13 protein-coding genes are annotated in these 13,673 nt (G+C 34.2%); 3 read left to right on the top strand and 10 right to left on the bottom strand.

The features are described 5' to 3' along the window. Positions 1-4 precede the first annotated feature (4 nt). Positions 5-526, top strand: a complete 522-nt coding sequence (locus ABNX05_RS09780) for a DUF6886 family protein (protein WP_349659552.1) — start codon at positions 5-7, stop codon at positions 524-526. A 51-nt stretch (positions 527-577) separates the two neighbouring features. On the opposite strand, the gene ABNX05_RS09775 is transcribed toward ABNX05_RS09780, so the two are convergent. Then, entirely contained in the window at positions 578-1,063 is a 486-nt protein-coding gene (locus tag ABNX05_RS09775) for an NUDIX hydrolase (RefSeq protein ID WP_349659551.1), read from the bottom strand. A 246-nt stretch (positions 1,064-1,309) separates the two neighbouring features. Between ABNX05_RS09775 and ABNX05_RS09770 the strand changes: the two genes are divergently transcribed. Beyond that, on the top strand, positions 1,310-1,765 hold the full coding sequence (locus ABNX05_RS09770) for a 2-thiouracil desulfurase family protein (protein ID WP_349659550.1): 456 nt from the start codon (positions 1,310-1,312) through the stop codon (positions 1,763-1,765). Positions 1,766-1,894: 129 nt separating this feature from the next. Here the strand turns inward: ABNX05_RS09770 and ABNX05_RS09765 are convergent, their stop codons facing one another. From ABNX05_RS09765 to ABNX05_RS09755, 3 genes are all read right to left on the bottom strand, one after another. Next, positions 1,895-3,025, bottom strand: a complete 1,131-nt coding sequence (locus ABNX05_RS09765) for an acyltransferase (protein ID WP_349659549.1) — start codon at positions 3,023-3,025, stop codon at positions 1,895-1,897. A gap of 255 nt (positions 3,026-3,280) precedes the next feature. Further along, positions 3,281-5,668 (bottom strand): ABC transporter permease, encoded by a 2,388-nt coding sequence (locus tag ABNX05_RS09760; protein ID WP_349659548.1) that lies wholly within the window; start codon positions 5,666-5,668, stop codon positions 3,281-3,283. A 3-nt stretch (positions 5,669-5,671) separates the two neighbouring features. Next, a complete protein-coding gene (locus ABNX05_RS09755) occupies positions 5,672-6,430 on the bottom strand; it encodes an ABC transporter ATP-binding protein (protein ID WP_349659547.1) in 759 nt (252 codons plus the stop codon). A gap of 283 nt (positions 6,431-6,713) precedes the next feature. Here ABNX05_RS09755 and ABNX05_RS09750 point away from each other — a divergent pair, with 283 nt between their 5' ends. Beyond that, positions 6,714-7,478 carry a DUF4184 family protein gene (locus tag ABNX05_RS09750; protein WP_349659546.1) on the top strand — a complete coding sequence of 255 codons (765 nt, stop codon included), beginning with the start codon at positions 6,714-6,716 and terminating at the stop codon, positions 7,476-7,478. 118 nt (positions 7,479-7,596) lie between these two features. Here ABNX05_RS09750 and ABNX05_RS09745 read toward each other — a convergent pair whose 3' ends face one another. The 6 genes from ABNX05_RS09745 to ABNX05_RS09720 all read right to left on the bottom strand — a co-directional run bounded on the left by ABNX05_RS09745 (position 7,597) and on the right by ABNX05_RS09720 (position 13,372). Continuing rightward, on the bottom strand, positions 7,597-9,036 hold the full coding sequence (locus ABNX05_RS09745; RefSeq protein WP_349659545.1) for a sensor histidine kinase: 1,440 nt from the start codon (positions 9,034-9,036) through the stop codon (positions 7,597-7,599). Between the two features lie 9 nt (positions 9,037-9,045). After that, on the bottom strand, positions 9,046-9,756 hold the full coding sequence (locus ABNX05_RS09740) for a response regulator transcription factor (protein ID WP_349659544.1): 711 nt from the start codon (positions 9,754-9,756) through the stop codon (positions 9,046-9,048). Positions 9,757-9,779: 23 nt separating this feature from the next. After that, a complete protein-coding gene (locus tag ABNX05_RS09735) occupies positions 9,780-10,487 on the bottom strand; it encodes an ABC transporter permease (protein WP_349659543.1) in 708 nt (235 codons plus the stop codon). Between the two features lie 21 nt (positions 10,488-10,508). Beyond that, positions 10,509-11,387, bottom strand: a complete 879-nt coding sequence (locus ABNX05_RS09730; protein WP_349659542.1) for an ABC transporter ATP-binding protein — start codon at positions 11,385-11,387, stop codon at positions 10,509-10,511. Positions 11,388-11,630: 243 nt separating this feature from the next. Continuing rightward, positions 11,631-12,647: an ABC transporter permease gene (locus ABNX05_RS09725; protein ID WP_349659541.1), complete on the bottom strand. Its 1,017-nt coding sequence runs from the start codon at positions 12,645-12,647 to the stop codon at positions 11,631-11,633. Beyond that, positions 12,644-13,372, bottom strand: coding sequence for an ABC transporter ATP-binding protein (locus ABNX05_RS09720; protein ID WP_349659540.1), 729 nt, complete (start codon positions 13,370-13,372; stop codon positions 12,644-12,646). The genes ABNX05_RS09725 and ABNX05_RS09720 overlap by 4 nt, the downstream gene beginning before the upstream one ends. Positions 13,373-13,673 lie beyond the last annotated feature (301 nt).

The following is a 13,673-nucleotide window of genomic DNA, read 5'->3' as shown; positions in this document are numbered from 1 at the left end:
GCATGTGCGTATATTTCATGTGAGTGAGGAAAACGATATTACCGTATTCCATCCCCGATTACCTGATCGACTAGATTTAGATCCAGAGAAAGGACTAGTATGGGCAATTAACGATACATGTTTGCCTAATTTTTTAACCCCTAGAAATTGTCCGCGAGTTTGCTATCATATTGGTGCCGATACAACCGAACAGGATAAACGAGCCTATATAGCATCTGCATCATGTTCGCATGTTGTCGTAATTGAAAGCAAGTGGTTTGAGACGATGAAAAATACGAAACTTTACTTATATGAGTTTGATAGTAATGGATTTACGCTACAAGATAAAAATGCTGGTTATTATACGAGTGAAACAACACAATATCCTATAGCTAAATTTGAACTAGAAAATTTATTTGATGAAATGTTTAAATGTAATGTTGAATTACGGATAGTCGATAGCCTGTGGAACATCTATGATGAAATTCAAAAAACAACCTTGAATTGGTCGATGTGCAGAATGCGATTTGCACTACCAAGAAAATAATTAACCAAACCTCGTATACGACAATATCGCGTGTACGAGGTCTTGTTTTACTTAGATAGTAACAGTTTGTACGAATGGGGTACTCGTAATGTCAATCAATTCACTATCTTTATATGTAAATATATATTCATAGTTAATTGTTTCATCTAGCATTTTTGGTAAGTAATGTTTTAAATCGGCTATTCCTACATTTTCGGGATGAAAAATCCACGATAGACGTTTCCAATCTAAAATGCCTTCCGCGACTTTAATCGGTGTCACATATGGATAAGATTCTGGCAATTCAGCAATAAAAGCATACATACAGCCAAAGTCGGTTGTTCCATCCGTCCATGATATTTTTCCTTTGAATGTAATATCGTCCAGTACGATGCCCGTTTCTTCTTTAATTTCTCGTAATGCACCAGCAAGTGGCGTTTCATTTTTCTCAATCTTTCCGCCAACCCCATTCCAAGCTCCCATCCAATGTGGGAAATCCCTATTTAGCAATAATATTTGGTCACCCTTTTTAAGAAAACAAATTGTAAACTCAACCAAGTCTTTTTCCTCCTTTTTAAATGATAGAATGAATTCATAAAAGAGATTTAGATAATGAAATAGGCAACCCCAGTAAAATGGTTGTCCTACTAATAATAAACAACAGTTTCAAAATATCAATATTACTCTTTAAAAAGAGAATAAAGTAGGGTAAGTAAGTTTTTTTAGCATTTTAATAGATGTTGACAGACTCATTTAATGAGCTAAAGTTTTCCTTATACGATATTACTTAAATGAGGTGTGCGTATGATTTTAATAAGTGCTTGTTTAGCGGGATTAAAGGTACGATATAACGGAACAGATAGTTTAGATGAAAGAATTCAAAAGCTTGTGTTAGAAAATAAGGCGTTAACCGTATGCCCTGAACTTATGGGAGGTTTTTCGACACCTCGTGAGCCCGCTGAAATTGTTGATGGAGATGGTGAAGACGTTCTAGATGGAAGAGCGAGGGTTGTTGAAATATCTGGTCGGGATGTTACGGAGCTTTATTTAAAGGGCGCATATGCAACATTACATAAAGCACTTGAAATAGGTGCAACTAAGGTTGTATTAAAAGAGTATAGTCCATCATGTGGCAGTGCAATGATTTACAATGGTGATTTCAATGGTACAAAATTAGGTGGTGTAGGCGTAACTACTGCATTACTAAGAAGAAATAGTATTGTTGTTTGTTCTGAAGACGATTTTTTGGAGTTGTTTTAGCATACTTGATAGGTAAGAGCTTTTCTTTTAAATTATTGCACTAAATTGAATGGGCGATTTGCAGGACCAAGCAAATAGTTAACAAGACCTCGTAAACGCTACTACCGCGTGTACGAGGTCTTGTTATACTTACTTTTTGTATGGAAACTCTTTCGGAATAGGTCCAAATGCAATCCAATGATATTTGAAATATCTTCCTATTAAAAATACAATAGCCCAAGTGACGAATAGAGCAACAAGAAAACCACCAACACTCCATACATGAAATAAAATACTGTTTCCACTTATAGGAATTTGTCTATAAAGGAAAAGGAAATATGGATGTAATAAATAGATGCCAAATGATAGTGTGCCTAAGCTAATCAAGCAATTTACAAACGCTTTATTCCATTTGTTATAAATCCAGAAGGAAAGTTGTAATAAGACAATGCTTGCTGTTATAGACTGTAGCTGAAAAACAACTTCAAATATAGTACTGTTAGTTAAATAGGTTTTAGATGAGAATACAAAATAATATAAATATACATTATAAATAGTAGAAGATAGCCATATAATCCAGATAAAGAGGATAGCAATATGGAAATCCCCTTTTTTTAGATGGATCCATCTTTTGTATTTTTCAAAATAGATGCCTAAAAATCCACCTGCTAAGAAATAGGCAAAATAAGAAAATGAGATACTCCCTCTATATGGATATTGCCAAAACTCTGCATTTAACAAAATAAAGCCCCATTGAAGGGCAAATCCAATCCAAATTAGATGAGAGGATAGGGCAGGTTTTTTCTTTAAAACATATAGGAATAAAGGGAACATCAGATAGAACTGTACAATAATAAAAATATAGTATAAATGCGTATACGCTTTTCCAATTAAAAGTTTTTCAAAAAATTCCACACTAAATAGTGCATTCCATGTTAATGATAAATCACCCGTCAAAAAAATTTGAATGGCAGCATAATAGAAAATAGAAAAAAAGAGATAAGGAATGAGAATTTGCGTCACTCTTTTTTTATAAAAACTAACGACCAGCTCTTTTGTTAAGTCTTTTTGTATATAATTGTAAAATAAAACAAATCCACTTAAGAAAATAAATACAGGGACAGCAAATTTAGAGGAAATGTTAAAAAATATATATAGCGGATATAGTTTTGAGTCACTTGGTAAAACCGTAACAGGTGTGCTAGTAGCATGGATAATAAGTACAGCTAAAATGGCTAATGCACGAGTAATATTTAATTCATGAATATGTGCTCGTTTCATACAATCATCTCCCAAAAAATATTTACATATGATAGTTATTTTCTCGTCTAAACGGTGTACTGTAAACATTTGTGCTAGGCAGATGTCGGTATACCCATTAAGAAAGAAAGGATCTCTTGGTAAAATGACAGTGACAAAATGATTACCAAGAGAAGTAAATTTCTTTTATTTTTTGGAATATTATAACATGAACCCGGTAGTTATGAATATATAAAAATGAATGCCCCCACTACCTAAGGTAGGATGGGGGCATATTTATTCAACAAGCAAAATTCTCGGTGAGGTTTTGGCGATGATTTTTGTTGATACCCAGCAACCAAGACAGGCTGCCACAACACTTAAGAGAGATAATCCAATAGTTATTGGCCAATTTATCGCAAGGGGTAACTCCAGTAAGCCATATTCTAGAAGAATACTTTGTAAGGCTAAGGGTATTAATTTTATACCGATAAAAATTCCGAATAAAGTCCCTAGCCCTGAAAGAAACAGAACTCCTGATGTAATCGACCATCTAATAGTATTTGAGGTCATACCAATAGATTTAAAAATTCCGTAAGTTCCGCTTTCTTTTCTTACATGTATTCTAGAAACACTAAAAATAATGATGAATGTTACAGTGATAAATAAAATTCCGATAACAGATAATGGGATTATTAAAACAGCGACCACCACTTTAAAGACATCATCTAATAATGTTTGTTGTGTGTCAGCTTTGACAGAGCTTTTAAAGTTATTGTTTAAATCATCAACGATTTGATCTGATAATGTCTCATCTACCAAATTGATCATACTTTGTTTTGAAGCAGAATAGGTAGCATTATAAAATTTGATAACATCGGCGGTAATTCTCGCAGAATTAGACATATTTGCTATCGATTGATAGATACCAGAAACAATCAAATGATGCTGCTTGCCTTCGATATAGACTTCCACAATGTCACCTAGATTTTTATGTAAAGCCTTCGCGACATTAAGGCCTATGGATATTTCATTTTTATTTACAGGATTACGGCCCGAAATTGTCTCGTATCCAGCAGCATCAAAACTACCTTCAAGAGTATCGACTTTTATATTTAACGGTTGATTTGGTTCATTAGGGAGAACCCCTGTAAATTGATCTAGCCAAGCGTGATTTTTAATGCGTTCATCTGAGCGTAAAAATTGTTCGAACTGTTGTTTTGAAAATGTTGCATCATTAGAAACCGATACGACAACATGTGATGAATCGTAGCCAAATGCTGGTGTGTTTTGCTTGATGGAAATAAAGCTATTAAGCATGACTGCACTAAACACTAAAATAGCAGAAGTAATGGCTGTAAGAACAATAATAAGAATGGAACTTTTCATATTTTTAGTGATGTTTTTAATGCCAATTTGAAGTTGAATCGGCAAATTAACAAAATTAGAAAGGCGATTAGAGTTATTTAAACGCCGATTCAATTTCTTGTTTGCAAATTCTGACATACCGTATTTAATTGCCTGTACTGGTTCAACGTGGCGTGTTTTGTTTGAGTAAATGAACGCTGTAAGAATAACAATGACAAGGATTATGACAGCAAGTAACATGGTGATTCTAATATCTTGAATAATCGTTAAATGTTTTTCGGACTTTAAATAAGATAAAGAGCTTTCTATAATTACTCTGGAAAGGATTGTACTGGCAATAAGGCCAGGAATAATCGAGACCACGGATAATAAAGCAAATTGTAAAACATAGGTCACACTAATTTTTCGAGAAGTAAGTCCGAGAGATTTAATGACACCAATCGTTTTATAGTTAGTTAAAATGGCATCTGAAATACTAAAGCCAATAATAAACAATGAAATGAATAACATTGCTACACCAAAAGCGATCATGATAAAGCCGATAATTTTATTAATAATTAAATAAAACGAATAGAGATCCACGTATTCCATTTTTGATTCAAGGTAGGGGCCGTTTAAAAATTTTTCGAATTCTATCCAATAGTTTGCACTTTGCTGATAATCATCAAAGCGGAGAGCCATCATATATTGTTCAGACCCTATCATCGTATCAAATTGTTTATGATAGTCAGTGTCGTTCATCCAAATACGAGCATTATTTGAAAAGGGTCCACCATATGGCAAATCTACAACTATACCAGAAACGCTTAATGAAAAGGCTTTTTCGCCGGTGTTAAATTCAATAGCATCTCCAAGTGAAATATTCGAAGTAGAAGCCATCGATGTTGGAATCCAAATCGTTCCCTCAGTAGGATAGTCCTGATTTTTACTCTCTGAAAATAGTAATCGATCAATAGCAAAGGGCATTTTTGGTGTATTCATCATGAATAAGTAGAGATCATTTGGCGTTTCTGCACCATTCGCTGTGAAGCCAGATAAATTTCTATAAGGAATGAGATTCGAGGCAGAAACCCCTTGTTGTTCTTGCCACCAATTGTTGACAGTGTTTGGATTATGAATATCCTTACCCATCGTTAAAATTTGATGTGCCCCATTTGAATCATGATGTGTTTTTTCAAAGATATTGCTTGTATTCATAATAATTGTTACAGATGTGGCTAATAAAAGGGTAGATAGCATAATTAGGATTGCTAATAGTACATTTTGGATTTTCCTTTTCTTAATATGTGCAAAGCAGAGAGTAATAATTGCGCGCATATTTTACTCCTTTCCCGCAACATACGAGAAGATAATATGCTCACGCTCTTGTATGCTAGCATTATCGTATTGATCGAAGTTTAAAATACCTCCAATTTTTCCATCCTGAATGATAATAAGTCGATTAGCACGACAGGCGGCTTTTAAATCGTGCGTAATCATTACTACAGACTGACCTTTTTTGTTTAAATTCGTTAAAATATCTAGGACAGCTATACCTTGATCGTAATTTAAACTACCCGTTGGTTCATCTGCAAACAGAATCTCTGGGTCATTTACTAATGCTCTAGCAATAGCTGCCCTTTGTTGCTGTCCACCAGAGGTTTGCGAAGGTAAACGATTCCGTTGTTCCTCAAGTCCCATTTTATTTAATAGCATCTCCGCTTTTTTTATCACATCTTTTTTAGGGTATTTTGCAATGTATCCTGGGAGAGTGATGTTTTCTAGCAATGTCATATCCGGAACGAGATTACTACTTTGATAAACATAACCAATTTTTTTAGAGCGAAATGTAGCTAACTGCTGTTCTGTATATGTATCCAGCCTTTCTCCATGAAAATAAACTTCACCAGCTGTAATGGAATCAAGACCGCTTAAAAGATAAAGCAGTGTAGATTTACCCGAACCGGAGTTCCCCATAATGACAGTGAAATCGCCTTTATAAATTTCGATATTAATATTTTTTATTGCATGAAATTGCTCACTCCCTGTGGAATATGTCTTACATAGATTTTGGGCACGAATAAGTACTTCTTTATCCACGAGAATACCTCCTTCAAATTTATTTCCTTTAGTGTAAGGGGGAATTATTATAAGGTCCTTATTAAATTATTAATAAATTATTACAGCGTAAAAATTTGTTGAGGGATCAGCTGATCTTTACATTTCTAAGTAACTTTTAGAAATGAAAAACGTTGTAATAAATATATTGATCAATTTATGCCTAGGCATAATTGCGTCTGGAATCGGCTTTGTGCATGCACAAAGAACTCCTTTCCGATACCTTGACACCCGCTGAAAGAAGTTAAATAGAAGGGGGAATACTATGCCATTAACATTTGCTCATCCGGCGGCAGTATTACCTTTCACCAGAAAAAGTAAATATATTAATTTTTCCGCAATGGTTTTAGGTAGTATGGCGCCTGACTTTGAATATTTTTTACGAGGTCAACCTATAGGAGAGATAGGGCATACTTACACAGGTTTTTTTCTATTCAATCTCCCATTAGTAGTAATGATTTACTTTATGTATCATCGAATGATACGTTTGAATGTAATCCACCATTTACCTAACTTTCTGCAGGATACATCTAGCTACAAAGTGGCAGGAAGAAAAAAATGGAAGACAGTCATTTTTTGTTACTCAGCATTATTTGGAATGTTAACTCATGTAGTATGGGATTCTTTTACACATACAAATGGATTTATGGTAAGGAATTTCCCAACTCTGACCTATACCTTCAATCTGTATGGCTATCAAATACCCATTTATAAATTTTTACAACATGGTAGTACACTTTTGGGGATTTCACTAATTATCGTTTATATGTATTACAAAGCATCATTAAATAAGAATGAAGATACTTCGAACATTGGCTCTAAAAAGAAACTCTATTTTTGGGCATTAATATTTATTTTATCGCTACTATATGTTTGTCTTTGGTGCATGATCGATAGGGTACCAATTAGCAGCTATGGAGTAATGGTTGTACGCATCATAGATTCATTTTTTGGAAGCTTACTAACCATTTCTTTAGTTATAACATATCATCAAAACAAATCAGATGATCGTAATAATAAAGGGCAATAGGTACTTTTTTATCCGGCATTAACCGCCATAGAATACCGATTGATGGAGACAAATAATCAGTAGGGGCTTAAGAAAACCCTTACTGATTAAAGTTTTACTCTCTTTCTTCTTGCGAAATTTAAATAATAGGAAGTGTTAACGTAAATGTTGTTCCTACATTTTGCTTACTTTTAAAAGAAATTGAACCATTATGTGCTTCCATAATATGCTTGCAAATAGATAATCCGAGTCCTGCCCCTTCATTTTTTGCAGCAGTCTCACCTGTAGCCTGAATACCTCTAAAATAGCGTTCAAAAATAAAAGGCATATCTTCTGGAAGCATTCCATTACCAGTATCTATGACATTAATGTAAAGTAATTGGCTTTCAATATTTATAGAAACGGTTATTGAATCACCTTTAGTAGTATGTTTTAGTGCATTCGTCATAAGGTTTGAAAGTACCTGCTCTAGTCGATGCTCATCGACTCTAATCAGTACATTAGGGATAGACTTTGGCTCAATAAAATGAATGCCAGTCGTTTGGGCATAATGGTGAATGGGGTGCAAAATATTCGTAAAAACATCTTTACTATATTGCTCTTTTAAGTTAACCGGAATATGCCCAAGCTCCTTCAAGGTGTGAATAAATAAATCATCAATTAACCGAGACATTTTTTCTGTATTTGTCTGCATAATTTGAATATACGACATAAGCGAATCCATGTTAGGACAAATTCCCTCAGAAATAGCATCTAAATAAGCTTTTAATGTTGTTAGAGGTGTTCTTACTTCATGCGAAATACTAGATATAAGCTTTTTTTGGTTTTGTTCTTGTTCATCTCGTTGTATCGTAAGATTTTGTATTTCCAAGCGCATTTGATCAAACACTGCATATAATTCACCGATTTCATCTGCCCGCGAATATTCAATATTCTGTTCATAATTACCTTTGATAATTTCTTCAGAATTTTTTTTCAAACGATTTAAAGGAAGAAGGAGCTCCTTTTTAGACTTCCGTACAATGTACAAGGCAAGTCCCATGATTAAAAAACATAATAGAACACTTATGAATAAAATCATAAAATTGCTAAGACTAGACTGTTCTACGGGTAAGAGTACATCTTTATCAATGGTGAAAATAGCGTTCCCTAGTTGTTCATTCGTCTGACTAATTATAGGAAAGGCAATTTTAATAATCCCCGGTTGTTGCTGAGACGTAAATAAATCATAATGTAAATCCTCTTCTAAGTTGATAAACTGTGAAGGGTCTCCCTCGATTGAATTAAAAATAACTTTCCCATCTAATTGAACAACTGTAATATCTATTCCTTCACTATTACTCATTTCTTGGAGGGAACTGCGTAAATTTGGATTCTGTTCAAGATTTGTATAATGGTCTTCTATGTACAATAATAGTTCATTTACTGCTAAACGAATTTGATTAATAACGTATTCATTTTCTGGCTTCTCATTACGATTTAAATTTGTAAAAAATAGTGTTAGGAAACAAATAAACAACACTAAAACACAGAGTAGTATCGCCCATAACCATCTCTTCATCCAATTTTTTAAATACATTGCGCTCTCCTACGAATAGTTTTGAGTAGTAAATTTATAGCCAACGCCCCAAACTGTTTGAATATAGACAGGACAAGATGGGTCGTTTTCAACTTTTTCGCGTATACGTCTAATGTAAACGGTTATCGTATTTTCATCACCATATGCGTCATAGCCCCAAACGGCATCGAGTAACTGATTTTTGGAGAAAACCTGATTACGATTTTTCATTAGAAAAAATAGTAGCTCAAATTCTTTTGCAGATAGAGGAACATGCTTTTTATCACAGGAAAAAGTATACTCATTTTTATTGATTTCCATATGATCGATTCGAATTATATCCATCTGGCTCGCAGTGTCCTGTAGCCATCTATCCTGTTTCCGCAAATGGGCGTTTATTCTAGCCACAAGCTCACTTAAAGAAAAAGGCTTTGTCATATAATCATCCGCACCGAATCCTAAACCAAGAACTTTATCAGTGTCACTGCTGCGGGCACTTAAAATTAGTATAGCAACATTGCTATTTTCACGAATTTGGCGACATAATTTAATTCCATCGCAATCAGGGAGAGAAAGGTCAAGAATGATAAAGTCAGGAGAGTTTTCTTTCATATAATGGATTGCCTCATGACCAGTTCCAGCGATATGAGGATCAAAATGATTGACGCTTAAATAGTCCTTTATGATATTTGCAATATCGCTTTCATCTTCTACAATTAGCACCCTAGTATTATTAACCATAAGAACTCTCCTTCTTTAGATATTTATCTCCTTTTTCGATTCGAAAGGAGGAAGAACAACATGATGACGAAGGCCGAATAGGCGAAGATCCAAATAAATTGCCAATAAAAACTGCTAGGAATTGATTTAATGGAGTCTTCTGAGCCCATCATTTCCAATGAAAGGCGGACAGGGGGAAGTAACCAAATGAGCCCTTTGATCTGAAGAATTGTTTCTTTTAAAGTAGCAATCACGACAGAAACAATTAAGATGCCAAGTACACCCCACCAAGTATTTTGTTTATTTTTAACGAGTTCTCTCGTAAATAGAGCTGAAAGTGCAATCGCTAGTACAGCTAAACTAAAATGTGAGAGGAATCCTAGTAATTGATGTATAAACCTTGGTTTTTCTCCAAAGGCGCCAATAAGAGTAGGGTAGACTACTGATACAAAGCTTAAGAAAAAACCAATGAGTACACAAATTATAAAAATTCCTAAATTATAGTGTGTTCGGCTTTTGGCATGAAGTGTTGTAATTACCTTTTGTCCTTCATCTTCCGCGTGAAATAGTGTAATTGTAAACCATCCCATTAGAAAAAATAGAATGATAGCTGTAAACGAATAACTATCTAATATTGGATTTGGTACAAAAGTATAATTAACAACAAGGTATAATATGAAAATTGAAAAAGGTGGAACGTAATGATAAGTTCTTAAATAATTAATAAATTGATAACGTAATAAACTAGTCATATGGGCGTCTATTCTTCCTCATTAAAAATGGGTATAGAATTGTTCCTCCTTTTCATTGATCGGGATTAATTGTTTAATTGAGGTTTTTTTGTGTAGTAGCTCTAATAATACTCTGTCTGTTTCCTCTGCCTTAATAATGGTGATAACCTCATAACAACCGTTGTCTAAAAGATGTTGTTGCTGTATTTCAAGAATAGGTAGCATGTCATCCAATAAATTCACGCTTGAAATCTCAAAAATTAATTTATTTTTCAATGTATGACTCTTATGTAATGAATCAGTTTGATTGACTTTGTTATTTTGAATAATAAGAACGGTATCAACAAGATGTTGAAGTAATTTTGGTTCGTGACATGTTAAAACGATACTTAACCCCTTAGCCTTTAATATCGAAAGGGTTTCTTCTAAATCACTTTGAGCTTTAGGATCAAGTCCTGATAGTGGCTCATCTAAGATTAGCAGATCTGTGTCTTCAAGCATTGCCTGCATAATCATAACCTTTTGCTTCATACCTTTAGAAAAGTTAACAATCCGAATGTTCCGAGCTTCCTGTAAATGAAATAATTCAAGTAACTCATTTATTTTTTGCTGAAGTTGTTTAGTGGTCATACCTCGAATACGGCCCATATGATAAAGATATTCTTCAGGCGTAAACAAAATATGTGAAGGGGTCACTTCTGGCACATAGCCAATTTTTAATGATTGTCGATGTTTCACAATAGAACCACTGTCAGCGTCAACTAATTTTGCAATAATTTTTAGAAGGGTACTCTTACCTGCTCCATTCTTTCCTACTATAGCTATAATTTGATTAGCGTAAATAGAAAATGTAGCATTTTCTAAGATTTTTTTACCTCTATACTGTTTAGAAATGTTCTGTATTTCCATAATCGGATTCATCTTTACACACCTTTATTTTTAGGCTTTTTATTGTAAGTCATTTTCGTATCTATATGTTCGTACTTACGAAATTCAAGACATTATCTGTAAAATTAGTATAGATGAATATTTGTTCTTTTACTAATGGAATTTTGGTGTAATTTCCTATTTTTGAATATTTGTGTTGTATCTTCATGCGTGGGGTGATGATCCTAGTTTATAATTGAAATGGTTCTGCCCAATTTTTGAGCAGAACCATTTCAATTATAATGATCGATATTTTTTGAGACTTACAATATTTAATGTAATAAATACAAGAGCGAAGCAAGCAAGTATCGCTAAGTCGGCTAGAATTTCACTAAAGGTATATCCTTTATACATAACCCCATTCAACGCGTCAGCGGCATAGTATAGTGGCATAATTCGACCTATATTTTGTAGCCACTCCACCATATTATCCAGTGGGAAAATACCTGAAAAGAAAATTTGCGGCACAATGACAAGCGGGATAAATTGCATCATTTGAAACTCTGAAGCGGCAAAACTTGATAACAGAGCTCCTAATGATAATGAAACTAGTGCAACAACCATATTGATTAGTAGCACAAGCCAAATGGAGCCGACGTGTACAATATCAAGGACATAAACCCCGAATAGCACAATAATAGTCGTTTGAATAAAAGCAAACAATCCATAACCAATCATATAACCAGCAACAATTTCAGAACGTTTAATCGGTGTCGCTAGTAAGCGTTCCAAAGTCCCTGAAGTTCGTTCTTTTAACAACGCTATACCAGTAATTAAAAAGACGAAAAAGAACACGAAGAAGCCTGTTAGCATCGGGCTAAAAATATCAAAAATAGCGGTATTATCATCGCCATATACATATTCAGTCGTCAACTTCATCATGGCAGATTGTTCAGGCTGTAAAACCTGAGAAAGCTTCATCTTTAAAGCCTTAGCTGTTGAAGGATCATCATTTAATATAGTGAGCTTCAATTGAGTTTGCTGAAAAGCTAACCAGCCATCATATTTTTCATCTTTTAGACTGGCAATAGAAAAATCATTTTTTGGGATAACGCGAAAATCCGAATCTTCAAGCTTTTCGATTATTGATGCAGGACCATTTGATACGACTAGTGTCATGTCAGGTTCGTTACTATTAAAAACAAAATACATTAACGAAAGCACAAGAAGAGGGGCAAAAAATAATAAGCCAAGTGTACGTTTATCACGTATCATTTGCTGCATAATTCTAGTAACAATTGCGCCGATTCTCATAGTGCTTCACCTCCAGCCTTTAAAAACACTTCATCAAAATCCTTTGCCTGATAATGAGCTTTCAATTCATGAGGTGTACCATTCGCGATAATATGACCATTACGTAGCATAGCTAGCTGGTCACAGCGCTCTGCTTCATCCATTGCATGTGTCGTTACTAAAATTGTTTTATGCTCATCTTTTTTTAGACGAATTAACTCCTGCCAAATTTCTTTTTTCAATACGGGATCAATCCCAACAGTTGGCTCATCTAAAATCAACAACTGAGGATTTTGGATAAGGGCAATGGCAAGGGATAATCTCCGTTTCATTCCCCCAGAATAATTCAACACTTTACTATTTAAATCATCCTTTAAATGAACAAGGCCTGCAGCATAATTGACACGCTCCGCACGTTCTTTTTTGGATAATCGATAAAGCTTAGCAAAAAAATGGAGATTCTCTTCACCGGTTAAATCCAAATACAGTGCATCAGATTGTGCCATATAACCGATATCTGTCAGTAGTTGCTTATGGGGGACGGTATGATTTAACACTTGAATATGACCATTATCGGGCTTGATCATTCCCATAATCATTTTAATTAACGTCGTTTTCCCACAGCCTGAAGGGCCAAGTAAGCCAATAAGCTGTCCCTTAGGAATTTCTAAGGAAAGCGGGGCAATTACTTGTTTTTGGTGAAACTTTTTTTCTATGGAGTTTAATGAAATTGCATTGTTTCCCATATATCCATCTCTCCTTTACTGAACACAGTGTTGATACTTGAAATTTTAAGGTAGTGAATTGGGAATTACAATAAACAAATAACTAAAAAGTGTTAAGTGATTTTGGATTTCAACATTTTCGAGCTAGATGAAATCAGATTGCCTAGTCCAAACAAATTCGTTGTACATAGTAGCTATAATCATCAAATTCGATGAGGAATATTGCAGTTTTTAACAAATAAGAATGTATACCGACTAAAAATTTTAAAAAATAACTATTTTACTAAATTAGATTGTTGGAAATTAATAAAAAAGACCCGAT

Origin of the sequence: Lysinibacillus zambalensis, assembly GCF_040183165.1 — a bacterium.
Lineage (GTDB): Bacteria > Bacillota > Bacilli > Bacillales_A > Planococcaceae > Lysinibacillus > Lysinibacillus zambalensis.
The sequence above is the reverse complement of the archived record's forward strand: the minus strand, read 5'-3'. Positions and strand labels throughout refer to the sequence as shown.

Excerpts from the sequence above, each read along its gene's own strand:
- ABNX05_RS09770 (WP_349659550.1), top strand. The coding sequence starts at position 1,310 with ATGATTTTAATAAGTGCTTGTTTAGCGGGATTAAAGGTACGATATAAC.
- ABNX05_RS09765 (WP_349659549.1), bottom strand. The coding sequence starts at position 3,025 with ATGAAACGAGCACATATTCATGAATTAAATATTACTCGTGCATTAGCC.
- ABNX05_RS09760 (WP_349659548.1), bottom strand. The coding sequence starts at position 5,668 with ATGCGCGCAATTATTACTCTCTGCTTTGCACATATTAAGAAAAGGAAA.
- ABNX05_RS09750 (WP_349659546.1), top strand. The coding sequence starts at position 6,714 with ATGCCATTAACATTTGCTCATCCGGCGGCAGTATTACCTTTCACCAGA.
- ABNX05_RS09745 (WP_349659545.1), bottom strand. The coding sequence starts at position 9,036 with ATGTATTTAAAAAATTGGATGAAGAGATGGTTATGGGCGATACTACTC.
- ABNX05_RS09740 (WP_349659544.1), bottom strand. The coding sequence starts at position 9,756 with ATGGTTAATAATACTAGGGTGCTAATTGTAGAAGATGAAAGCGATATT.
- ABNX05_RS09735 (WP_349659543.1), bottom strand. The coding sequence starts at position 10,487 with ATGACTAGTTTATTACGTTATCAATTTATTAATTATTTAAGAACTTAT.
- ABNX05_RS09730 (WP_349659542.1), bottom strand. The coding sequence starts at position 11,387 with ATGAATCCGATTATGGAAATACAGAACATTTCTAAACAGTATAGAGGT.
- ABNX05_RS09725 (WP_349659541.1), bottom strand. The coding sequence starts at position 12,647 with ATGAGAATCGGCGCAATTGTTACTAGAATTATGCAGCAAATGATACGT.
- ABNX05_RS09720 (WP_349659540.1), bottom strand. The coding sequence starts at position 13,372 with ATGGGAAACAATGCAATTTCATTAAACTCCATAGAAAAAAAGTTTCAC.